Genomic DNA, 21853 nt, shown 5'->3' with positions numbered 1-21853 from the left:
TAATGATCAAGTCGACGGACAGAAAACTGGTAGTTGGACTGGAGATCGGTACGGCAAAGGTCGCCGCATTGGTAGGGGAAGTTCTGCCCGATGGCATGGTCAATATTATCGGGGTGGGCAGCTGTCCTTCCCGGGGTATGGATAAAGGCGGCGTAAACGATCTCGAATCGGTGGTGAAATGCGTCCAGCGCGCCATCGATCAGGCCGAGCTGATGGCGGATTGCCAAATCTCCTCGGTTTACCTGGCATTATCCGGCAAGCATATAAGTTGCCAGAACGAAATAGGGATGGTTCCTATTTCAGAAGAAGAAGTTACGCAGGAAGATGTGGAGAATGTGGTGCATACCGCCAAATCCGTGCGGGTGCGCGACGAACACCGGATTTTGCATGTGATACCCCAGGATTATGCCATCGACTACCAGGAAGGCATCAAAAATCCGGTCGGTTTATCCGGCGTGCGCATGCAGGCTAAGGTTCATCTGATAACCTGCCATAATGATATGGCGAAGAACATTGTTAAAGCCGTCGAGCGCTGCGGCCTGAAAGTGGATCAGCTGATTTTCGCCGGCCTGGCGTCCAGCTACGCGGTACTGACCGAGGACGAGCGCGAACTTGGCGTCTGCGTGGTGGATATCGGCGGCGGCACCATGGATATCGCGGTCTATACCGCGGGCGCCCTGCGGCATACCAAGGTGATACCGTACGCCGGCAACGTGGTGACCAGCGATATCGCCTATGCCTTCGGTACGCCGCCGGCCGACGCTGAGGCCATCAAGGTGCGCCACGGCTGCGCCCTGGGCTCGGCGGTCAGCAAAGACGAAACCGTCGAAGTCCCAAGCGTTGGCGGCCGTCCGCCGCGCAGTCTGCAACGGCAGACCCTGGCGGAAGTGATTGAGCCGCGTTATACGGAATTATTGAACCTGGTGAACGACGAAATCCTGCAACTGCAGGAGCAGCTTCGCCAGCAAGGGGTTAAGCATCATCTGGCCGCCGGTATCGTGTTAACCGGCGGCGCGGCGCAAATCGACGGCCTGGCGGCCTGCGCCCAACGGGTGTTCCATACGCAGGTGCGTATTGGACAACCGCTGAATATTACCGGTCTGACGGATTATGCGCAGGCACCGTACTATTCTACCGCTGTCGGGTTATTGCATTACGGTAAAGAGTCTCATTTGAGCGGTGAGATTGAAGTGGAAAAACGTACCTCGGTAAGCAACTGGGTCAAACGCATCAGCAGCTGGCTGAGGAAAGAGTTTTAATTGTTTACTTGCGGGGTCATGCTGTGCAGGCGGCTGGCTCCGATGCGACAGGCACAAAACGGAGAGAAACTATGTTTGAACCTATGGAATTAACCAACGACGCGGTGATTAAAGTCATCGGCGTCGGCGGCGGCGGCGGCAACGCCGTTGAGCATATGGTGCGCGAACGCATCGAAGGCGTGGAATTTTTTGCGGTCAACACCGATGCCCAGGCATTGCGTAAAACCGCGGTCGGCCAGACCATCCAGATTGGCGGCGGCATCACCAAAGGTCTGGGTGCGGGCGCCAATCCCGAGGTGGGTCGCAATTCCGCCGAGGAAGATCGCGAAGCGCTGCGCGCGGCGCTGGAAGGCGCGGATATGGTGTTTATCGCGGCCGGCATGGGCGGCGGCACCGGCACCGGGGCTGCGCCCGTGGTGGCGGAAGTGGCCAAGGAATTGGGCATTTTGACCGTGGCCGTGGTGACCAAACCGTTTAATTTCGAAGGCAAGAAGCGCATGGCGTTTGCCGAGCAGGGGATCGCCGAGCTGTCCAAGCACGTGGACTCGCTTATCACCATCCCTAACGACAAATTGCTCAAGGTGCTCGGACGCGGTATTTCGCTGCTGGACGCCTTCGGCGCCGCCAACGACGTACTGAAAGGCGCGGTGCAGGGTATCGCGGAATTGATCACCCGTCCCGGTCTGATGAACGTCGACTTCGCCGACGTGCGCACCGTCATGTCCGAAATGGGCTACGCCATGATGGGCTCGGGCGTTGCCAGCGGCGAAGACCGCGCGGAAGAAGCGGCTGAAATGGCGATCTCCAGCCCGCTGCTGGAAGATATCGATTTGTCCGGCGCGCGCGGCGTACTGGTCAATATCACCGCCGGCTTCGACCTGCGTCTGGATGAGTTCGAAACCGTGGGTAACACTATCCGCGCGTTCGCCTCCGACAACGCGACCGTGGTTATCGGCACCTCCCTTGACCCGGATATGAACGACGAACTGCGTGTGACGGTGGTGGCCACCGGTATCGGCATGGACAAGCGTCCTGAAATTACCCTGGTGACCAACAAGCAAAACAGCCAGCCGGTAATGGAAAACCGCTATCAGCAGCATAATCACGGCATGTCGCCTATACAGCAAGAGCAGAAAATTGCGGCCAAGGCGGTCAACGAGCAAAACTCGCAGGCCGGCAAGGAACCCGATTACCTGGATATACCGGCGTTTTTGCGCAAGCAGGCCGACTAAATCAGACGAAATTGGGAATCTCCGCTCTTTGTGCTAAACTGCCCCACCGACGTTAGCCTATAATGTGTCGGTGGTATGGATAACATTGCGAGATAAACTGATGATCAAACAGCGGACACTGAAACGTATTGTGCAGGCCACAGGCGTTGGTTTACATACCGGTAAAAAGGTAAAACTGACCCTGCGCCCTGCATCGGCTAACACCGGGGTCATCTATCGCCGCACGGATTTGAATCCTCCGGTGGACTTCCCGGCGGATGCTAAATCGGTGCGGGATACCATGCTTTGCACGTGTCTGGTCAATGAGCATGATGTTCGTATCTCCACCGTCGAACATCTTAACGCCGCATTGGCAGGTTTGGGCATCGACAACATCATCGTTGAAGTCAATGCGCCTGAAATTCCTATTATGGACGGCAGCGCCAGCCCCTTTGTCTATCTGCTGATGGACGCCGGAATCGAGGAGCTTAACTGCGCCAAGAAATTCCTGCGCATCAAGGACAAGGTTCGCGTTGAAGATGGCGATAAATGGGCTGAACTGACGCCGTTTAATGGTTTCAAGCTCGATTTTACCATTGATTTCAAACATCCTGCGATCGATGCAAGCTCGCAACGTTATTGCCTGAATTTTTCCGCCGAGTCTTTCGTGCGGCAAATCAGCCGCGCGCGCACCTTCGGGTTTATGCGCGACATCGAATACCTCCAGTCCCGGGGCCTGTGCCTGGGCGGTAGTTTCGACTGCGCCATCGTGGTTGATGATTATAAAGTGCTGAACGAAGATGGGCTGCGTTTTGAGGATGAGTTTGTCCGCCACAAAATGCTCGACGGTATCGGCGATCTGTATATGTGCGGCCACAATATCATTGGTTCGTTTACGGCGTTCAAGCCGGGCCATGCATTAAATAACAAATTGCTGCAGACCGTCCTGGCCCGCCAGGAAGCCTGGGAAATGGTGACCTTCGAAGACGAAGCCGAAATGCCGCTGGCATTTGCCGCGCCCTCGTTTGTGATTGCCTGACGCACGGGTATTTAGCGCTGTAACGGACTGTTATTTCCCACGACGGGTGGGGTTGGCACCTTCTCCGGCCAGCCCTGCCAGCCGTTCGAGCAGCTTTTGCAGCTTCTCGGGGCTGCGGGCCGCCAGGTGGCGAATCGCCTCGGCGCTCTGCGGGCTTAGCCTGCGTCTTTTTATGTCCTCCCCCTGATCTTTTTTCTGCCGCTCGCTGCTGTTTTGCGTGATCAAATGCCCTTTTGTTGCCAGTGTCGGGTTAATCCTGATGTCGATGGATGACAATGATGGTAGAATCTGCGCTCGTAAAGCGGATAATAACCGTGATTGTTCATAGCGTAACCTCATCATCCAACTGGCATTGGCGGTTTCAAGCACCAATACCCCTTGCCTGAAATTGGCTACGCGACACCAGGGTTTCATCGGCGCGGGAAGCAGCGCGGCCACGGCCTGGTTCAGCTTTAACAGCGCCACGGCGCGTTGCTGGATTTGCTGCAGGGTCTGGCGCTCCGGCGTCGCAAGAACAGTAAACAGGGTATCAATGGATTGTGGACGACTGTCGCGCATAACAACTCCGGCGGAATGCATTAAGTAATGGGTATTTTAAATTGTTGGCGACAATTTGGCAGACGTTATTTCTGGCCGCATCTCCTGTTGGGGATGGTCGCGGCCGGCTTTGGCGTGCCTTATGCCCTCAACAGCGGGCAGGAGCAGGCGCAGCTCGCCAATACCCTGCCAAGCCTGAGCCGGCAAAACGCCTGTCACGCCGGCTTTACCCACCTGGCCCTGCTGAAGGATGCGCAGCGCCGTCCGTCGTTTACGGTGGATTATTGGCATCAGCATGCCATTCGCACGGTCATCCGCCATTTGTCCATTGCCTGGGTGGCGCAGCACGCCGGCGTTCCCGCATTGACGGCGGACAATGCCGCCCCGTTAAACCTGCAGCGCCAGGTCCTGTTAAGCTCCCTTAGCGCCCTGCTGACCCACGAGCCCAAGCTGCCCGCCGTCATTCGTCATATCGCCCGGGCGGACTACCGGCCCGTTATCGATCATCGTACAGGAATTCGCCTGGCTCAGGTACAGGGAATTCGCGCCGGACCCCTCCGCCTCAGCTAACCGTATATCACGGACTTTTTATACCCCTTACGCATCTATTGGCCGCTGCCTGATAATCAGCGCCGGCCGTGACGAGATTTAAATAATTATGTTATCTAAACTGCTTACAAAAGTTTTTGGTAGTCGCAACGATCGTACCCTGCGCCGCATGAGCAAAACCGTTGAACTGATTAACCGGATGGAGCCGGAGCTGGAAAAGCTGAGCGACGCGCAGCTGGCCGCCAAGACCGTGGAGTTCCGCGCCCGTCTGGAGAAGGGCGAGAGCGTTGACAGCTTACTGCCGGAATCCTTTGCCGTGGTGCGCGAGGCCAGTAAACGCGTCTTCGGCATGCGCCACTTCGATGTCCAGCTACAGGGCGGCATGGTGCTTAACGACCGCTGCATCGCGGAAATGCGCACCGGTGAAGGTAAAACGCTGACCGCCACCCTGCCGGCGTACCTGAACGCCCTGAGCGGCAGGGGCGTCCATGTGGTCACGGTCAATGACTACCTGGCCCAGCGCGATGCCGAAAACAACCGTCCGCTGTTTGAATTCCTCGGGCTGACCGTCGGCATCAACCTGCCGAATATGCCGGCTCCGGCCAAACGCGCCGCCTATGCCGCCGATATTACCTACGGCACCAATAACGAATACGGTTTCGATTACCTGCGCGACAACATGGCGTTCAGTCCGGAAGAGCGCGTACAGCGCAAACTGCATTACGCGCTGGTGGATGAGGTCGACTCCATCCTTATCGATGAAGCCCGTACGCCGCTGATTATCTCAGGCCCGGCGGAAGACAGCTCCGAAATGTATATCCGGGTGGATAAACTCATTCCCCACCTGATCCGCCAGGATAAAGAAGACTCCGACTCGTTCCAGGGCGAGGGGCATTTTTCGGTGGATGAAAAATCACGCCAGGTCAATCTCACCGAGCGCGGCCTGGTGCTGATTGAAGAACTGATGGTCCAGGCCGGTATTATGGAAGAGGGCGAGTCGCTCTATTCCCCGGCCAATATCATGCTGATGCATCACGTCACCGCCGCGCTGCGCGCCCACGTGCTGTTCTCGCGCGATGTGGACTATATCGTCAAGGACGGCGAGGTGATCATCGTCGACGAACATACCGGCCGCACCATGCCGGGACGCCGCTGGTCCGACGGGCTGCACCAGGCGGTGGAGGCCAAGGAGCATGTGGCGATCCAGAACGAAAACCAGACGCTGGCCTCCATCACGTTCCAGAATTACTTCCGCCTGTATGAAAAACTGGCCGGCATGACCGGTACCGCCGATACCGAGGCCTTTGAATTCAGCTCGATCTATAAGCTCGATACTATCGTGGTGCCGACCAACCGGCCGATGATCCGCAAGGATTTACCGGATCTGGTCTATATGACCGAAAAAGAAAAGATCGACGCCATCATCGATGATATCAAGGCCTGCTCCGCCAAAGGGCAGCCGGTGCTGGTGGGGACCATCTCCATCGAAAAATCCGAAGTGGTGTCGCGCGAGCTGGAAAAAGCCGGCATCGAGCATAAGGTGCTGAACGCTAAATTCCATGCCATGGAAGCGGATATCGTGGCCCAGGCCGGTTCGCCCTTTGCCGTGACCATCGCCACCAACATGGCCGGTCGCGGTACGGATATCGTGCTCGGCGGCAGCTGGCAGGCGGAGATTTCCCACCTGGAGAACCCGAGCGAAGAGGACATCGCCGCAATCAAAGCCGCCTGGCAGATTCGCCACGACGCGGTGCTGGCCTCCGGCGGCCTGCATATCATCGGTACCGAACGCCATGAATCGCGCCGTATCGATAACCAGCTGCGCGGCCGTTCCGGCCGTCAGGGCGACGCCGGCTCCTCGCGTTTCTACCTGTCAATGGAAGATGCCCTGATGCGTATCTTCGCGTCCGACCGCGTCACCGGCATGATGCGCAAGCTGGGCATGAAACCGGGCGAGGCCATCGAGCATCCTTGGGTGACCAAGGCTATCGCCAATGCGCAGCGCAAGGTGGAAAGCCGCAACTTCGACATCCGTAAACAGCTGCTGGAATACGATGACGTCGCCAACGACCAGCGCCGGGCTATCTATAGCCAGCGCAACGAACTGCTGGATGTGGCCGATATCAGCGAGACCATTATCAGCATCCGCGAGGACGTGCTGAAAACCGTGCTCGACAATCATATCCCGCCGCAGTCCCTGGAAGAAATGTGGGACGTGCCGGGACTGGAAAAACGGCTGAAGGACGATTTCGATCTGGATATGCCGATTGCGGAATGGCTGGATAAAGAGCCCGGCCTGCACGAGGAAACCCTGCGCGAGCGCATCCTGGAACAAACGCTGGAACAGTATAAGCGTAAAGAGGAGGTGGTCGGCACCGAGATGATGCGCAGCTTTGAAAAAGGCGTGATGCTGCAAACGCTTGATTCCTTATGGAAAGAACATCTGGCTGCGATGGACTATCTGCGCCAGGGTATCCATCTGCGTGGTTACGCCCAGAAAGATCCCAAGCAGGAATACAAGCGTGAATCTTTCGCCATGTTTGCCGCCATGCTGGAATCGCTGAAATATGAAGTCATCAGCACCCTGAGCAAGGTCCAGGTGCGCATGCCCGAGGAAGTGGAAGCCCTGGAGCAGCAGCGTCGTGAAGAGGCGGAGCGCCTGGCGCGCCAGCAGCAGCTTAGCCACCAGCCCGAGCCGATGCTTGCCGACGTGGGTGCCTTGGCCAACACGCCGGTGCATGAGGGACGCAAGGTCGGGCGCAACGATCCGTGCCCCTGCGGTTCCGGTAAAAAATATAAGCAATGCCACGGCAAATTACAGCAATAATATAATAGTGATAGGCTAGGGACGCTGTCGCCTTAGGGTGACGGCGTTGAGCCGTGCTGAGATGATTTTATCGGAGTACCTGTGACAATAACTATTCGCACCATTGCCGTAGGCATTATCCGTAATGCGCAACAGCAGATCTTTATCGCCCAGCGGCCGGCGGACTCGCATATGGGCGGTTTCTGGGAATTCCCCGGCGGCAAAATGGAAGAGGGCGAAACCCCCGAGCAGGCGTTAAAACGGGAACTGCTGGAAGAGACCGGCATCAGGGTCGAACGGGCCGAACTGCTGGCCACCAGCCAGCACCAGTTTGCCGATCGGGATATGGCCTTCTATTTTTTCCTGGTCGAGGACTGGCAAGGCACGCCGTACGGCAAAGAGGGACAGCCGGTGCGCTGGTGCCCCCAGGCGGAACTGCGGGCCGATGAATTCCCGCCCGCCAATGCGTCAATCATCCGCCAGCTTATCGCCGCGACCTGACCTGCATCCGGCCCCGCTCCGGGGCCATATCACTTTCAGCGCTGATCTTCGCTCCAGTCTTCGCTATCGGTAAGCTGCGTATCGCTGGGGATAACTTTTTCCTCATCGGCCCATTCGCCGAGATCAATCAGCTGGCAGCGTTTACTGCAAAAAGGCCGGAACTTGCTCTGCGCAGTCCACTCAACGTCCGCGCCGCAGGTGGGGCAGTTTACTACCATGATATCGTCACTCAATGTTAACTCCTGAAACCTTGCAAATCGGGTCGGCTGTCACGCCAACCGGTGCTCGACCCGTTATCTTAACGCAATTGATCAACAGCAGGCCAATTCAAAGGACAAACGGTTCGGCACCACGCCGTTTTCGCTGTCCAGAGATAAGAACCGGATGGCGTAGCGGGTTTTATGGCCGGAAACCTGCGGGTAAAGCTGGGACACCAGCGGGATGCGCATACGCAGCAAATCGGCGTCCTCGGCGTTATCCTGGAAAAAGCCGTTCAGGCTGATCTGGTTTTTAAAGGGTTCCGAATGCCGGACCAAATCCAGCGTAATGGTTAATGCGCTGTGCAGCGGGTCAAATGTTTTCAGCCACAGATTCACCTGCTGATCGCGCACGGTCTGCGGCAGATGAAGCCAGATATGCAGGCCGGGCAAATCAAAGCTGCAGCAACCGCCGGGAATGGACAGGCGCTGGCGCACCGAGCCGATTAAACGGTCCTCGCGTACCGCCTGTCCCAGGCGCGGCGCGGCCATCAATACTGCGGCGCACTGTTTGAGTTCGCTGCGCAGCGCCCTGACGCGCTCACTGTCGACGCCGGGCACGCCGTCCCACTGCAGCATTTTCTGCTGCTGGCGGTCCAGTTCCTTGAGCATTTCAGTGCGTACATCGCCACGCTCAAGCACATCCAGCAAATCGGAGACGCTGCGAAAAAACGGCAACGCGCTTGAGATGTCAGTCAACGTCGGATAGTTATACAGTTGCTGCAGTAAAAATTCCAAACGCAGCCAGGTGCGCATTTTTTCATTTAACGGATGCTCAAACAGCACCGTGGTCGAGTAGACGTCACTCATTTTAATTCATCCTGTCGGGTTGCTGATGCCGCAAGCTGAAGGTAACGGCGGTGCAGTTTTGCCACCTCGGCCGTTAGCGCTTCGGGACGCCCGCTATTATCTATAATATCGTCGGCACAGGCCAGACGCTGCTGGCGTGAAACCTGCGCGGCAAGAATGCTTTTGACCTGGTCGGGGCTGATGCCGTCGCGGCTTAGGGTGCGGGCAATCTGGATCTCTGTCGGCACATCGACCACCAGTACCCGGTCCGCCTGGGACTGCAATTGGTTTTCAATTAACAGCGGCACCACCCATAATACGTAATGTCCATCGGCGCGGGCCAGTTGTTGCCGGGTTTCTTGTTGGATAAGCGGATGCAGCAAACGGTTAAGCCAGTCCTTGTCGGCGGGTGAACTGAACACGCGCTGGCGCAGCAATGAGCGGTCAAGTCGTCCGTCGGGCAGCAGGATCCCGGCGCCAAAACGGGCCTGTATGGCACGCAGCGCGTCGCTGCCCGGTTCTACAACCTGGCGGGCGATAACATCGGCGTCGACAATCGTGGCACCCAGTGCGGCGAAGGCATTGGCCACGGTACTTTTGCCACTGCCGATTCCCCCTGTTAATGCAACAATATAACGCATACAGTCTACTGACTCCTTACTGTATTCCTTTCTGCCCGTTTGCAGGTAAATTGCTACGATTGTAGCGTATATCGGGCGGTTTTCGCAGTCTTGCCGTAAGAATAATCCGGCGTATGATACCGTCACTGGAATTGGCATTCTGTACCCGAAACTTATAAGCGACCCGTCGCCATTGACCAGGAAAAACCGTTATGCGTATTGAAGAAGATATCAAGTTAGGTTTTAAAGACGTCTTGATCCGCCCCAAGCGTTCTACCCTCAAGAGCCGCTCCGACGTCGAACTGCAGCGTGACTTTACCTTTAAGCACCCTGGGTGCTCCTGGTCGGGCGTGCCCATCATCGCCGCTAATATGGACACCGTCGGCACCTTTCGCATGGCGGAAGCCCTGGCATCCTTTGATGTCGTGACCGCGGTACATAAACATTATAGCGTGGAGCAATGGCGCGCTTTTGTTGCGCGGGCCCCTGAATCGGTATTGCGGCATGTCATGGTCTCGACCGGCACCTCGGAAGCGGACTTCGTGAAAATGAAGCATATCCTGGCCCTGTCGCCGTTATTGACCTTTATCTGCATCGACGTGGCGAACGGCTATTCCGAGCATTTCGTTAATTTTGTGCAAAAAGCGCGCGCGGCCTGTCCCAATAATGTCATCTGCGCCGGCAACGTGGTCACCGGTGAAATGGTGGAGGAATTGATCCTGTCTGGCGCCGATATCGTCAAGGTGGGTATAGGACCGGGCTCGGTATGCACCACCCGCGTCAAGACCGGCGTAGGGTACCCGCAATTGTCGGCGGTGATTGAATGCGCGGACGCCGCCCATGGCTTAAGCGGCCAGATTGTCAGCGACGGCGGCTGCTCGGTGCCGGGCGACGTGGCGAAAGCCTTCGGCGGCGGGGCGGACTTTGTCATGCTGGGCGGCATGCTGGCCGGCCATGACGAATGCGAGGGCACGCTGGTGGAGGAAAACGGCGAAAAATTCATGCTGTTTTACGGCATGAGCTCCGAGTCGGCCATGAACCGCCATGTGGGCGGCGTGGCGCAGTACCGGGCGGCGGAAGGTAAAACCGTCAAGCTGCCGCTGCGCGGGCCGGTCGAACACTCCATACGCGATATCCTGGGCGGATTGCGCTCGGCCTGTACCTATGTCGGCGCGTCCCGCTTGAAAGAACTGACCAAACGCACCACCTTTATCCGCGTGGCCGAGCAGGAAAACCAGGTGTTTACCCAGCTGTAGCCTGTTGCGGTCCTATAGATGGCTATCATGCGAATGATAGCCATCCTGCGGCCCCACGCCTTAAGTCTGCATCCGCCTGCCTCAGATCCGGTCCGGCGTGTTCCTGCGTATTACCATCCCATCACCGGGACGGCGTCAGCCGTGGCCAAACAGATCGCCCATTTGCAGCAGCGGCAGATAAAGCGCCATCACCAGCGCGCACACCAGAGCGCCCATGATCAACAGCAGCAGGGGTTCGGCCAGCTGCGCCAGCGCGTCGGCGCGCCGTTGCGCCTGTTCCTCATGCATGCTGGCCAGCCGGCGGAATACCTCGTCCAGCGTGCCGGAAAACTCGCCGGTCTTGATAAGCTGGTGGCAATGGCGCGGGAACAGGCGATGGCGATAAAACGCCTGATGCAGCGCATATCCCCGCTGTATATGCCGCCGTAATTGCAGCGCCGCCTCGCGGTACAAGGGATGGCCGAGGGTGCGCGCGGCAATCTCCAGGCCATTATCCAGCGGCACGCCGGCAGGGTGGGTCATGGCCAATGTCTGGAACAACTGGTAGAGCGCGTGATGACGCAGCAGCGTCCCCACCGCGGGCAAATATAACACCCCCGCCTGGAGGCGCCGCCGCCATCGGTCATGGTAATGGCAGAACCGCCGGTAAACCAGGGACAGCAGCGCTACTCCGGTAAACAATGCCGGCGCATGCTCTTCCACGCCTGCCGCCGCGGCCAGCAGGCAGCGGGTCGGCCAGGGCAGGGGCAGATTGATGGCGGCATAGAGCCGGGAGAATTCCGGCAGAATCCATGCCAGGAGCAATCCCATGACCATCGTTGCCATCAGCAGGATAAACGCCGGATAGCGCAGCGCGCCCGTCACTTTTTTTGTTAACCTGCCGAGCCGTTCCTCATGGTCGGCGAGCGCCAGGCAGCAGCGATCCAGCCGGCCGGTCAGCTCGCCGAGCGCCATCATGGCGCAATAAACCGGTGGGAAGACCTGGGGAAAGTCGGCCAGGGCCTGGGACAGGGTGTGGCCCTGCTCGATCTTTTCGCCCAGCAGGCGCAGCAGGCACCGCCAGCCGGCGCGCGGGTGATCTTCCGCCAGCAGCTCCAGACTCTCGCGCAGCGGCAGCCCCGCGCCGAGCAGCGTCGCCAATTGGGCGGTCAGCGCGGCAAGCTGATGCCTGCGCCAATAGCCGGCCCCCAGATAGCCGGCGGTACGCAGGTGAAACGGTTGCAGATCCCGGCGGATCAACTGCCGGCGCGCCGAGGTTTTATCCCGCCCGAGGATCTGCCCGGCACAGGCTTCCCCGGCGGAGGTAACGCCGCGCCAGGAGTAAAGCCAGAAGCCGGTCATGCCGGTTCACCCAGTACCCGCGCCAGCTCATCAAGGGAGGTCACTCCCCGCGCCGCCAATACCAGGCCCGCGCGCCAAAGTCCCGAGGGACCTGGCCGGCCTTTGCGGTTGAACGCCGCGTCGTTCATGGCGCGCCCTGCCGCCTGTGCGGCATTGCATGGGCCGCTTTGGCGACTTTCCCCGGGGTACGCACCGTCATGGGGGGAGGGCTGCGCCGGCAACAAATGAAAAATGCCGCGCCGGCCGGCATAACCCTGGTGGCACTGTTCGCAACCCACGGCATGCCATTGACGGCGAGGCGCCCAGCCCGGCGGCAGCCGCAGCGCCGTTTGTTCCGGCGCGCCTGCCTCGCGGCGGCATAGCGGGCAGAGCTGCCTGACCAGCCGCTGCGCCATCACCAGCAGCAGGGCGGAGCGCGCCAGCTCGGCGTCCAGCCCGAACTGGCTAAGACGGGCCACGGCATCCGCGGCGGAGCGGGTATGCAGGGTTGCCAGTACCAAATGACCGGTCTGGGCGGCGTTAACCGCCATGGCGGCGGTCGCGCGATCGCGGATTTCACCCACCATGACCACATCGGGATCCTGGCGGAGCAGGGCGCGCAGCAACGCCGGAAAATCCAGCCTGGCCTTGGCGTTGACCTGGCATTGGGTCATGCCCGGCAGCGACATTTCCACCGGATCCTCCACGCTGCAAATATTCAGCCTGTCGCGCGCCAGGGTATTCAGCGCGCTGTAAAGCGTCATGGTTTTACCGCTGCCGGTCGGCCCCGTGAGCAGAATCAATCCCTGGGGACGGTGCAGCAGGCGCAGGAACCGCCGGCGCAGGGCCGCCGGCATGCCCAGTCGCTCCAGGGCGAGATCTTCCGGCGCCCCGCGCAACAGACGCAGCACCAGCTTCTCGCCGCGCAGCGTCGGCAGTGTGGAGAGCCGGCACGAGCAGTGCCTGTCAGGCGGTCCGAAGACAAATTGCCCGTCCTGGGGCAGGCGCCGCTCGGCGATATCCAGCCGGGCCATCATCTTTAAGCACACCAGCAGGCGCGCAGCAAGTATTGGCATGCAATGGGCGCTTTCCCGCAGCAGGCCGTCTACGCGCAACCGGATGCGATACTCGGCCGCGCCCGTGGGTTCGATATGGATATCCGACGCCTTGAGCGCTTGTGCCTGGTTGAGCAGCGCGTCGATATAATCCCGCAGCGCCGTGTCATCGTAGGTTGCCGTCACCCGCTACTCCTCCGCGCCATCCATGTGAAACAGCGCCTGGCAAGGCCCGAGCAGATGCCGGGCGTTCTCCATGGCGCGGCAGTCGCTGCCCCAGCGCAACCCGTCGCCGTGCCGTTTGGGCGTCAAGGCCAGGGTCAGGCCCTTCAGCGCCTGTCTGCCGGTCAGGCTGATGACGCCGTCCTGCACCGTGACCCGGTCGACATAACGCGAGGCCATGCCCTCGGGTATGCCGTCCTGGCCCGCCTGGCACTCCCGGACCTCGCCGCGCTGCAACGCGCACAGCTCCACCGCCGATTTATAGGGGGCCAGCATCTGCAGCATATCCGTCATGGCGGCTTTATCCAGATAGCGCTGGTAGCCGGGCAGGCCGATAGCGCTGAGCATGGCGATAATGGCGATTACCACCATTAATTCCACCAAGGTAAATCCCTGTTGATTAAACATGCGTTTCCCTCGCAGCCGATCCTGCCCCGACCTTACCGGCAACGCCTTCGGCCGGCCAGCGGCGGGTCGCCATACGGGATAATGGTTGGCAAAAAAAACGCGATGAGTGACCTGATGTTTAGGAATTTTGCGTAGGATGCCGCAAAATTAAGGATAAGGAGGGGGGAAAGGCCTTCGGAGATGACCGAAGGCCTGTGGTATGGGATGCCCGGCTACTGGAACCGCATCGACAAGTCCAGCGCGCGGATATGTTTGGTCAGCGCGCCCACGGAGATATAGTCCACCCCGGTTTGGGCAAATTCACGGAGCGTGTCCAGCGTGACATTGCCCGAGACTTCCAGCAGGGCGCGCTTTTGTGTGGCCGCCACCGCCCGCTGCATATCGGCCGGCGTAAAATTATCCAGCATGATGATATCGGCGCCGGCGTCCAGCGCCTGGCGCAGCTCGTCCAGGGTTTCCACTTCCACCTCCACCGGCACATCGTCGCGCAGGGCCAGTGCGTTGGCCACCGCGTTGGCGATAGAGCCGGCGGCGATGATATGGTTTTCCTTGATCAGGAAGGCGTCCGCCAGCCCCAGGCGGTGATTGCCGCCGCCGCCGCACAGCACGGCGTATTTCAGCGCGGTGCGCAGGCCGGGCAGCGTCTTGCGGGTATCGAGCAGTTGGGTCCCGGTGCCGGCCAGAAGATCAACGTAACGTTTGACCTCGCTGGCCACCCCGGACAGCGTCTGCACAAAATTCAGCGCGGTGCGCTCGCCGGTGAGCAGCAGATGCGCGGGGCCGCTTAAACGGCACAGCGGCTGGTTGACGCGGATCGCATCGCCGTCCTGTACCTGCCACGCGACGGAAACACCGCCGCCGAGCTGGGCAAAGACTTCCTCAAGCCAGCGCTGGCCGCAGAAAATACCGTTTTCCCGGGTGATGATAACCGCGCTGGCCTCGCTCTCCTGCGCAAGCAAACGGGCGGTGATATCGGCTTTGGCGTCGGTGGTGCCGCCCAGGTCTTCGCGCAGGGCCTGGGTGACGGATAAGGGGATATCATGCTGAATACGCTCAAGCAATTCGGCCCGGCGGCGTTCGACGTTATAACGGCGTGTCGGCATAAAAAACTCCGAAATAGCGGATAAAGGGAATCGGAGAAACATGCTACTCTGTTGCTGGGATAAGTACCACCGCCGGTCTGCGCGAGGTGAATAATGCGGTTGGAAAATGGCTGGGTGCGGGGGGTCAGGCACGTGTTGTCGCCGCATTGCGATGAGCGGCCCGCGCACGAGGCGCCATCGCTATTGGTCGTGCATAATATCAGCCTGCCGCCGGGCCGCTTCGGCGGCGGGGATATCGACCGGCTCTTTACCGGCACGCTCGATCCCGCGGCGCATCCCTTTTTCCGCCAGGTTTATCAGTTGCGGGTTTCCGCGCACTGCCTGATTCGCCGCGACGGCGAAATTGTCCAGTACGTGCCGTTTGATAAACGCGCCTGGCATGCGGGCGTATCGACGTTCGACGGCCGGGAACGCTGCAATGATTTTTCCATTGGTATCGAGCTTGAAGGCACCGATAATATCCCTTACACCGACGCGCAGTACCACCGGCTGGCCGCGCTGACCGCCTTGTTGATGCGGCATTATCCGATTACGCCGGCGCGCATTACCGGCCATAGCGCTATCGCCCCGGCGCGTAAAACCGATCCCGGGCCGTCGTTTCGGTGGCAACATTACCTGCGGCTGGTTGCTGCGCGCTGCGGGGACATAAAGAAGGAGAGTCAGGGTTCATGACGCTGTTTACGCTACTATTGGTTTTGGCCTGGGAACGCCTGTTCAAGCAGGGCGAGCACTGGCAACTGGATCACCATCTGGAACGGGTGTTTGTCCGCATCCGTCATGCCTCCCTGGCCCTGACCGTTTTAATGGCCCTGGGCTGGATGATTATCGTGGCGCTGTGCCTGCGGCTGCTGGCTAACTGGTTTTTTGGCGTGCCGTTGCTGGTGCTGTGGATCATCATTTCCCTGTTATGCATCGGCGCCGGCGGCATCCGTAAGCACTATCGGGCCTATTTGCGGGCCGCGGCCGCCAGCGACGGCCACGCCTGCGACGCCATGAGCGAAGAACTGGCCTTGATCCACGGCCTGCCGGTGGATTGCGATAAAGAGGAGCGTCTGCGCGAACTGCAGAACGCCCTGTTGTGGATAAACTTCCGTTTTTACCTGGCGCCGCTGTTCTGGCTGGTGGTCGGCGGCCCGTACGGTCCGGTGGCGCTGGCCGGCTATGCTTTCCTGCGCGCGTACCAAACCTGGATGGCGCGCCGCTCCACGCCACTCAAGCGCGCGCGTTCCGGCATCGATATGCTGTTGCACTGGCTGGACTGGATTCCGGTGCGTCTGGCGGGGGTGGCCTACGCGCTGCTGGGACACGGTGAAAAAGCGCTGCCCGCATGGTTTGCGTCCCTGGCGGATGTGCATACCGGCCAATATCAGGTATTAACCCGGCTGGCACAGTTCTCGCTGGCGCGGGAACCGCATCTGGACGACGTGCTGACGCCGCGCGCGGCGGTATCGCTGGCGAAAAAAATCACCCAGGTGATTGTGGTGGTGGTGGCGCTGCTGACCATCTACGGCGCGCTGGTTTAACGCCGTCAGCGCCACCGCCCGGCGTGGTTATCCGCCCGGCTAACCCGCGGTGTCCGCCGGTGGTTCGCCAAAGCGGGGCATGCCGTCCTCATCCCAGTCAAAGGCTTTAACCCGGGTATGCCGGTTGGGGTCGTACAACGGATCGCCGGTAATTTCCGTATACGGGCGGGCGTGATAGACCAGCACATCCTCGCCCCGTTCCCCAATGGTAAAGCTGTTATGGCCCGGCCCGAACTGCCGGTGTCGCCTATGGGTGCGGAACACCGGCTGCGGCAGCTTATGCCACTGCGCCGGGTCGGTAATATCGGCGTCAGCGTCGGCCCACAGCAAACCGATACAATAATTCTCGTCGGTGGCGCTGGCCGAATAGGTAATAAACAGCCGTCGCCCGTGGCGGATAAACGCCGGCCCCTCGTTAACCCAAAAACCGATGGTTTCCCACGGCAGTTCAGGACGGCTAATCATCACCGGCGCGGTGTTAAGCGAGGTGGGCGTCGCCAGTTCGGCCAGGTAAAGATTGGAGTTGCCCCGAATAGCCGGATCTTTCTGCGCCCACAGGTAATAATGCTTGTCCCGGTGGACAAAATGCGTCGCATCCAGCGAAAAGGTATCGAGCGGCGTTATGATGCGGCCTTTTTCACGCCATCGCCCGGTTAATGGATTGTCATCGGCGCACTCCAGCGCAAACATACGATGCTGGAACAGCCCGTCGACAATGTCAGGCGTTTTGGCGGCGGCAAAATAAATAATCCATTTCCCGTCGATAACATGCAGTTCAGGCGCCCAGATCAACGCGCTCATTTCGCCGGTGGCCGGCTTGCGCCATATCACCGCCGGCTCGGCCCGCGCCAGGCCGGCAAGCGTGGTCGCGCGGCGGATCTCCAGCCGGTCGTATTCCGGCACCGAGGCGATAAAATAGTAGTACCCGTCGTGATGGCGGTAGATAAAGGGGTCGGCGCGCTGCTCTATCAGTGGGTTCGGCCAATGTCCTTCGGTCATGATAGCGTCTCCTGTTTATTCTGCGGTTTACGGATGTTTGGTTTCCAGCAGGGAGTCCTCGCGCCAGGCGCCCAGTTCATGATAATTCTCCCGGCGTTTTTCCAGATCGTCCTGGATTTGCCGCATCAGTTGCCGATCCACTTTCAGCAGCCTGACCACGCCCGCGGTGATAAGATAACCGACGCCCGGGATCACGGTAAACAGCAGCACGATGCCCTGGACGGCGCCGGGACTTTGCGTGATGGCGTCACCGCGATAGCCATAGGCGGACAGGATAAAACCGACAAAGGCGCCGGCCACTGCCAGTCCGACCTTCAGGAAAAACAAATTGCCGGAAAAGCTGATGCCGGTAATGCGTTTGCCGGTTTTCCACTCGCCGTAGTCATCGACGTCCGCCATGAGCGACCAGTGCAACGGCGAGGGGATCTGGTGCAGGATATTGAGCAGGAAATACATCACCAGGATAAGCGTGGTCAGATGCGGATCAAGGAAATAGAAACCGCAGGAAAACAGCGCCAGGATAATATTGGTCCAGAAAAATACCTTCAGCTTGCAAAAGCGGTCGGTCAACGGTTTGGCCAGCCAACTGCCGATCATCATGCCCACGACCCCCAGGCTGATAAACATACTGGCGAACCCGGAGGTTTTATCCATGGCATAGGTCACGTAGTACATGGTGGCCGCCATGCGGATAAAACCGGGACAAACGTTAAAGAAGGTCAGCAGCAGAATGCGTACCCATTGGTCGTTTTTCCAGATATCGCGCAGATCGGCCTTCAGCGCGTCATGGGTCGGGATCGCCGGTTTAACGCGTTCGCGCACGGTGGCGAAGCAGAATAAAAACATCAGGCAACCGATAATCGATAACACCGTCATCGCCCATTGAAACCCCTTGGCCCGGTTGCCGCCGCCAAACCAATCCACCATCGGCAGCAGGGTGAGCGAAATAATCAACGTCGCCACGCCAACCAGGATAAAACGCCAGGACTGGCAGGAGACCCGCTCCTGCGGATCGCTGGAAATCACCCCGCCGAGTGAACAGTAGGGAATATTAATGGCGGTGTAAATCAGCGACATCAGGAAATAGGTGGCGAAGGCATACACCACTTTGGCGCCGTAGCTCCAGTCCGGCGTGGTGTACATTAAAATGCTGAACACCGCGAACGGCACCGACAGCCACAGCAGATAAGGCCGGAACCGGCCCCATTTGGAGCGCGTGCGATCGGCGATGGCGCCCATGATCGGGTCGGTGACCGCGTCGATAATGCGCACCGACAGCAGCAATACGCCCACCAGGGCCGGCGCCAGGCCGAAAACGTCGGTGTAAAAATAGGCCAGGAACATGGTAATGGAACCCCATACCATATTGCAGCCGGCATCTCCCATGCCGAAACCCATTTTTTCCGTTAATGACAAAGCCTGTGTTTTCATGGATCTACTCTCCGTTGTAAACAAGACATGAAGTACAACAGGCAGTATTGGCCTATTCGGCGTGAAAGGATCGGCAGGATCGGGTTGATGAAATGGACAAACGGGTCATAACGGGAAATTTGTGAAGGCGCCGGCATTTTGTCGCGCAGGCCGGCGGAAAGAACTTTGCGCGGCCAGCCAGGCCGCGCAGAAGGCGGCTTAACGGCTCAGTTCGCCGGACGCGCGCTGATTTTTCTGTTTAAAATAAAAGCCGATGCCGAGCAGGCAAAGCCACACCGGGATCAGGTAGACCGAAATTTCCATGCCGGGGGTCATCAGCATCACCACCAGGATCGCCGCCATAAACAGCAGGCACAGATAGTTGCCGAACGGGTACCACAGCGCCTGGAATTTCGTCACCCTGGCCTGGCGGGCCATGGCGCGGCGAAACTTCAGGTGCGCCAGGCTTATCATGCCCCAGTTGATGACCAGGGCGGAAACCACCAGCGCCATCAACAGGCCGAAGGCTTTTCCGGGCATCAGATAGTTGATCAGCACGCAAACGGCGGTCGCCAGGGCCGACACGCCGATCGCCATGACCGGTACGCCACGACGATCGACCGCCGCCAGCAGCCTTGGGCCGTTGCCCTGGCGCGCCAGGCCGTACAGCATACGGCTGTTGCTGTAGACGCAGCTGTTGTATACCGATAGCGCAGCGGTCAGCACCACCAGGTTAAGGATGGTCGCCACCCAGTCGCTGTTGAGCGCATGGAAAATCAGCACAAAGGGACTGCCGCCTTCCACCACTTTGCTCCAGGGATACAACGACAGCAGAATAGCCAGCGAGCCGATATAAAACAGCAGGATGCGATAGATGACCTGGTTGGTGGCTTTGGGTATGCTTTGCTCCGGGTTATCGGCTTCGGCGGCGGTAATGCCCACCAGCTCCAGGCCGCCGAACGAAAACATGATCACCGCCATCGCCATAATCAGGCCGCTGACGCCATTGGGGAAGAACCCGCCCTGGGCCCAGAGGTTGGTCACGCTGGCGTCCGGGCCGCCGTGGCCGCTTATCAGCAACCAGGCGCCAAACACAATCATCGCGATAATGGCGACGACTTTGATAATGGCAAACCAAAATTCCATCTCGCCGTACACCTTGACGTTGGCGAGGTTGATGACGTTAATGACGATAAAAAATAGTGCCGCTGAGATCCAGGTCGGCAGGCCCGGCCACCAGTAATTCATATAAATGCCCACGGCGGTCAGTTCCGCCATGGCGACCAGTACGTACAGCACCCAGTAATTCCAGCCGGAAGCAAAGCCGGCAAAATCGCCCCAGTATTTATAGGCAAAATGGCTGAACGAACCGGCTACCGGTTCCTCGACCACCATTTCCCCTAATTGACGCATAATGAGAAAGGCGATAAAGCCGCCGATGGCATAGCCCAGGATCACCGACGGACCGGCCATTTTAATCGTTTGGGCAATCCCCAGGAACAAGCCCGTGCCGATCGCGCCACCTAAGGCAATAAGCTGAATATGGCGGTTTTTTAGCCCGCGTTTCAGCGTCTCTCCGCGCTGTTTACCATCCATCGAAAATCCTCTTTTAGTACGGTCTGCGGACCATCCCAGTGTAAAATTGCGGTCTGTAATCCCTGCATTACGTTTTATGTACGTTATATTTTACGTTAGCCGTCGAGCTATTTTTTGTCGCGGGCTGTCGTTGGCACAAGAATAGTGGTATGCAAAAAAGTTTGCACCTGATTTATGGGGTCGGACGGGAAAATACAAAACCCGCATGATCTGACGCATTTTCCAGGAGAAGCGGTAAAAAACGGATGTTGTAAAAAAAGATGTAGCAACAATGTTATGGTTACACTTTGCCAGGCAATATTTGCTTATTATTTAATCTAAAATATTGGCTCAAACGGTTCAGCTTGGCGGATTGAACGTTGCAAAATGGTTAAATATGTCATTTCTCAAATTCAGTGGATGGAACTGGATAGTTATCAAATTGCAGCACAAGCTTAGTGCAATTGTTTAAATGTGCGGTGTTTCATGATTTAGGTCAAAGCCGTCATGGACAGGAGGTGAATACTTTGTTACTTTAGCGTCACGTTTATGAAATTGGTATTACCAATTGACTCCGCGCCAATCGCAAAGATGATTATAAATGGCCTATAGTAAAATCCGCCAGGCAAAACTTTCGGATGTCATCGAGCAGCAACTGGAATATTTGATTCTGGAAGGGACGTTGCGTCCCGGTGAAAAGCTGCCGCCGGAGCGCGAACTCGCCAAACAGTTCGACGTTTCCCGTCCCTCCCTAAGGGAAGCCATCCAGCGTCTTGAAGGCAAAGGCCTGCTCCTGCGCCGCCAGGGCGGCGGGACATTTGTTCAAAGCAATCTTTGGCAAAGCTTCAGCGACCCACTGGCTGAACTGCTGGCCGAACACCCGGAATCACAATACGATCTGCTGGAAACGCGCCATGCCCTCGAGGGGATTGCCGCTTATTACGCCGCGCTGCGCGGTACGGAAGAGGACCTCGACCGCATTCGCGATTGCCACCAGATTATCCAGCAGGCCCAGGAAAACGGCGATCTCGACGCCGAAGCCGATGCCGTACTGCAGTATCAAATCGCCGTCACCGAAGCCGCCCATAATGCGGTTTTATTGCATTTGGTGCGCTGTATGGGGCCGATGCTGGAAAAAAACGTACGTCAGAATTTTGAATTGCTCTACTCGCGCCGGGAAATGCTGGCGCAGGTGAGCAGTCACCGCGCCGGGATCTTCGCGGCGATAGTGGCACGCGAGCCGGAAAAAGCGCGCGAAGCTTCTCACCGCCATCTGGCGTTTATTGAGGAAATTTTGCTGGACCTCAGTCGGGAACACAGCAGGCGCGAACGATCGCTGCGCCGGCTCCAGCAACGCAAGGACTAAGCCTCCGGCGACGGGAGCTATGCCCTAAATAATTCGAGTTGCAGGAAG

At 58.6% G+C, this 21853-nt stretch carries 21 protein-coding genes; 10 read left to right on the top strand and 11 right to left on the bottom strand.

Annotated elements, in window-relative coordinates; translation table 11 throughout:
- Positions 1-2: 2 nt before the first annotated feature.
- The 3 genes from ftsA (at position 3) to lpxC (ending at position 3509) form a co-directional block, all read left to right on the top strand.
- The gene (ftsA, locus tag ACL2XF_RS15910) at positions 3-1259 is read left to right on the top strand and encodes a cell division protein FtsA (RefSeq protein WP_162363969.1); all 1257 of its coding nucleotides are present in this window, start codon (positions 3-5) and stop codon (positions 1257-1259) included.
- 71 nt (positions 1260-1330) lie between these two features.
- Positions 1331-2491, top strand: coding sequence for a cell division protein FtsZ (ftsZ, locus tag ACL2XF_RS15905; protein WP_413727148.1), 1161 nt, complete (start codon positions 1331-1333; stop codon positions 2489-2491).
- Positions 2492-2591: 100 nt separating this feature from the next.
- Positions 2592-3509: a UDP-3-O-acyl-N-acetylglucosamine deacetylase gene (gene lpxC, locus ACL2XF_RS15900; protein ID WP_410016411.1), complete on the top strand. Its 918-nt coding sequence runs from the start codon at positions 2592-2594 to the stop codon at positions 3507-3509.
- A 30-nt stretch (positions 3510-3539) separates the two neighbouring features.
- Here the strand turns inward: lpxC and ACL2XF_RS15895 are convergent, their stop codons facing one another.
- Positions 3540-4067: a DUF721 domain-containing protein gene (locus ACL2XF_RS15895; RefSeq protein WP_413727147.1), complete on the bottom strand. Its 528-nt coding sequence runs from the start codon at positions 4065-4067 to the stop codon at positions 3540-3542.
- A gap of 27 nt (positions 4068-4094) precedes the next feature.
- On the opposite strand from ACL2XF_RS15895, the gene secM reads away from it, so the two are divergent.
- From secM to mutT, 3 genes are all read left to right on the top strand, one after another.
- Positions 4095-4616, top strand: coding sequence for a secA translation cis-regulator SecM (gene secM / locus ACL2XF_RS15890; protein ID WP_413722143.1), 522 nt, complete (start codon positions 4095-4097; stop codon positions 4614-4616).
- Positions 4617-4704: 88 nt separating this feature from the next.
- Positions 4705-7422: a preprotein translocase subunit SecA gene (gene secA / locus ACL2XF_RS15885; protein ID WP_410016408.1), complete on the top strand. Its 2718-nt coding sequence runs from the start codon at positions 4705-4707 to the stop codon at positions 7420-7422.
- 87 nt (positions 7423-7509) lie between these two features.
- Positions 7510-7902: an 8-oxo-dGTP diphosphatase MutT gene (gene mutT / locus ACL2XF_RS15880; RefSeq protein WP_410016624.1), complete on the top strand. Its 393-nt coding sequence runs from the start codon at positions 7510-7512 to the stop codon at positions 7900-7902.
- 35 nt (positions 7903-7937) lie between these two features.
- On the opposite strand, the gene yacG is transcribed toward mutT, so the two are convergent.
- From yacG to coaE, 3 genes are all read right to left on the bottom strand, one after another.
- Positions 7938-8120 carry a DNA gyrase inhibitor YacG gene (gene yacG / locus ACL2XF_RS15875; RefSeq protein WP_410016623.1) on the bottom strand — a complete coding sequence of 61 codons (183 nt, stop codon included), beginning with the start codon at positions 8118-8120 and terminating at the stop codon, positions 7938-7940.
- Positions 8121-8213: 93 nt separating this feature from the next.
- Positions 8214-8969, bottom strand: a complete 756-nt coding sequence (gene zapD / locus ACL2XF_RS15870; protein WP_410016407.1) for a cell division protein ZapD — start codon at positions 8967-8969, stop codon at positions 8214-8216.
- Entirely contained in the window at positions 8966-9589 is a 624-nt protein-coding gene (coaE, locus tag ACL2XF_RS15865) for a dephospho-CoA kinase (protein ID WP_413727146.1), read from the bottom strand. Before coaE ends, zapD begins: the two co-directional genes overlap by 4 nt.
- Before the next feature lie 191 nt (positions 9590-9780).
- Between coaE and ACL2XF_RS15860 the strand changes: the two genes are divergently transcribed.
- Positions 9781-10824, top strand: coding sequence for a GMP reductase (locus tag ACL2XF_RS15860; RefSeq protein WP_410016405.1), 1044 nt, complete (start codon positions 9781-9783; stop codon positions 10822-10824).
- A 135-nt stretch (positions 10825-10959) separates the two neighbouring features.
- Here ACL2XF_RS15860 and hofC read toward each other — a convergent pair whose 3' ends face one another.
- The 4 genes from hofC to nadC form a co-directional block, all read right to left on the bottom strand.
- Positions 10960-12165, bottom strand: coding sequence for a protein transport protein HofC (hofC, locus tag ACL2XF_RS15855; RefSeq protein ID WP_410016404.1), 1206 nt, complete (start codon positions 12163-12165; stop codon positions 10960-10962).
- Positions 12162-13385 (bottom strand): ATPase, T2SS/T4P/T4SS family, encoded by a 1224-nt coding sequence (locus tag ACL2XF_RS15850; RefSeq protein ID WP_410016403.1) that lies wholly within the window; start codon positions 13383-13385, stop codon positions 12162-12164. The genes hofC and ACL2XF_RS15850 overlap by 4 nt, the downstream gene beginning before the upstream one ends.
- Before the next feature lie 3 nt (positions 13386-13388).
- A complete protein-coding gene (gene ppdD, locus ACL2XF_RS15845) occupies positions 13389-13829 on the bottom strand; it encodes a prepilin peptidase-dependent pilin (protein ID WP_410016402.1) in 441 nt (146 codons plus the stop codon).
- A 212-nt stretch (positions 13830-14041) separates the two neighbouring features.
- Complete coding sequence (nadC, locus tag ACL2XF_RS15840; protein ID WP_410016401.1) at positions 14042-14932, bottom strand: carboxylating nicotinate-nucleotide diphosphorylase; 891 nt, start codon at positions 14930-14932, stop codon at positions 14042-14044.
- Positions 14933-15025: 93 nt separating this feature from the next.
- Here nadC and ampD point away from each other — a divergent pair, with 93 nt between their 5' ends.
- Entirely contained in the window at positions 15026-15604 is a 579-nt protein-coding gene (ampD, locus tag ACL2XF_RS15835) for a 1,6-anhydro-N-acetylmuramyl-L-alanine amidase AmpD (protein ID WP_410016400.1), read from the top strand.
- Positions 15601-16455 carry a beta-lactamase regulator AmpE gene (gene ampE / locus ACL2XF_RS15830; protein WP_410016399.1) on the top strand — a complete coding sequence of 285 codons (855 nt, stop codon included), beginning with the start codon at positions 15601-15603 and terminating at the stop codon, positions 16453-16455. Before ampD ends, ampE begins: the two co-directional genes overlap by 4 nt.
- A gap of 39 nt (positions 16456-16494) precedes the next feature.
- On the opposite strand, the gene ACL2XF_RS15825 is transcribed toward ampE, so the two are convergent.
- From ACL2XF_RS15825 to ACL2XF_RS15815, 3 genes are all read right to left on the bottom strand, one after another.
- Positions 16495-17454 carry a family 43 glycosylhydrolase gene (locus tag ACL2XF_RS15825; protein ID WP_410016398.1) on the bottom strand — a complete coding sequence of 320 codons (960 nt, stop codon included), beginning with the start codon at positions 17452-17454 and terminating at the stop codon, positions 16495-16497.
- A gap of 27 nt (positions 17455-17481) precedes the next feature.
- Positions 17482-18885, bottom strand: coding sequence for a glycoside-pentoside-hexuronide (GPH):cation symporter (locus ACL2XF_RS15820; protein ID WP_413727145.1), 1404 nt, complete (start codon positions 18883-18885; stop codon positions 17482-17484).
- A 198-nt stretch (positions 18886-19083) separates the two neighbouring features.
- Positions 19084-20460, bottom strand: a complete 1377-nt coding sequence (locus tag ACL2XF_RS15815) for an amino acid permease (protein WP_410016396.1) — start codon at positions 20458-20460, stop codon at positions 19084-19086.
- Positions 20461-21040: 580 nt separating this feature from the next.
- Here ACL2XF_RS15815 and pdhR point away from each other — a divergent pair.
- Complete coding sequence (gene pdhR / locus ACL2XF_RS15810) at positions 21041-21805, top strand: pyruvate dehydrogenase complex transcriptional repressor PdhR (RefSeq protein ID WP_162363949.1); 765 nt, start codon at positions 21041-21043, stop codon at positions 21803-21805.
- Positions 21806-21853: the final 48 nt, after the last annotated feature.

It is taken from the genome of Sodalis sp. RH19 (assembly GCF_047324215.1).
Lineage (GTDB): Bacteria > Pseudomonadota > Gammaproteobacteria > Enterobacterales > Enterobacteriaceae > Acerihabitans.
The sequence above is the reverse complement of the archived record's forward strand: the minus strand, read 5'-3'. Positions and strand labels throughout refer to the sequence as shown.

Excerpts from the sequence above, each read along its gene's own strand:
- ACL2XF_RS15820 (WP_413727145.1), bottom strand. The coding sequence starts at position 18,885 with ATGAAAACACAGGCTTTGTCATTAACGGAAAAAATGGGTTTCGGCATG.
- ampE (WP_410016399.1), top strand. The coding sequence starts at position 15,601 with ATGACGCTGTTTACGCTACTATTGGTTTTGGCCTGGGAACGCCTGTTC.
- lpxC (WP_410016411.1), top strand. The coding sequence starts at position 2,592 with ATGATCAAACAGCGGACACTGAAACGTATTGTGCAGGCCACAGGCGTT.
- pdhR (WP_162363949.1), top strand. The coding sequence starts at position 21,041 with ATGGCCTATAGTAAAATCCGCCAGGCAAAACTTTCGGATGTCATCGAG.
- secA (WP_410016408.1), top strand. The coding sequence starts at position 4,705 with ATGTTATCTAAACTGCTTACAAAAGTTTTTGGTAGTCGCAACGATCGT.
- ACL2XF_RS15860 (WP_410016405.1), top strand. The coding sequence starts at position 9,781 with ATGCGTATTGAAGAAGATATCAAGTTAGGTTTTAAAGACGTCTTGATC.
- nadC (WP_410016401.1), bottom strand. The coding sequence starts at position 14,932 with ATGCCGACACGCCGTTATAACGTCGAACGCCGCCGGGCCGAATTGCTT.
- zapD (WP_410016407.1), bottom strand. The coding sequence starts at position 8,969 with ATGAGTGACGTCTACTCGACCACGGTGCTGTTTGAGCATCCGTTAAAT.
- ampD (WP_410016400.1), top strand. The coding sequence starts at position 15,026 with ATGCGGTTGGAAAATGGCTGGGTGCGGGGGGTCAGGCACGTGTTGTCG.
- ftsZ (WP_413727148.1), top strand. The coding sequence starts at position 1,331 with ATGTTTGAACCTATGGAATTAACCAACGACGCGGTGATTAAAGTCATC.
- ftsA (WP_162363969.1), top strand. The coding sequence starts at position 3 with ATGATCAAGTCGACGGACAGAAAACTGGTAGTTGGACTGGAGATCGGT.
- ACL2XF_RS15815 (WP_410016396.1), bottom strand. The coding sequence starts at position 20,460 with ATGGATGGTAAACAGCGCGGAGAGACGCTGAAACGCGGGCTAAAAAAC.
- coaE (WP_413727146.1), bottom strand. The coding sequence starts at position 9,589 with ATGCGTTATATTGTTGCATTAACAGGGGGAATCGGCAGTGGCAAAAGT.
- ppdD (WP_410016402.1), bottom strand. The coding sequence starts at position 13,829 with ATGTTTAATCAACAGGGATTTACCTTGGTGGAATTAATGGTGGTAATC.
- hofC (WP_410016404.1), bottom strand. The coding sequence starts at position 12,165 with ATGACCGGCTTCTGGCTTTACTCCTGGCGCGGCGTTACCTCCGCCGGG.
- ACL2XF_RS15895 (WP_413727147.1), bottom strand. The coding sequence starts at position 4,067 with ATGCGCGACAGTCGTCCACAATCCATTGATACCCTGTTTACTGTTCTT.
- yacG (WP_410016623.1), bottom strand. The coding sequence starts at position 8,120 with ATGGTAGTAAACTGCCCCACCTGCGGCGCGGACGTTGAGTGGACTGCG.
- ACL2XF_RS15825 (WP_410016398.1), bottom strand. The coding sequence starts at position 17,454 with ATGACCGAAGGACATTGGCCGAACCCACTGATAGAGCAGCGCGCCGAC.
- secM (WP_413722143.1), top strand. The coding sequence starts at position 4,095 with ATGGGTATTTTAAATTGTTGGCGACAATTTGGCAGACGTTATTTCTGG.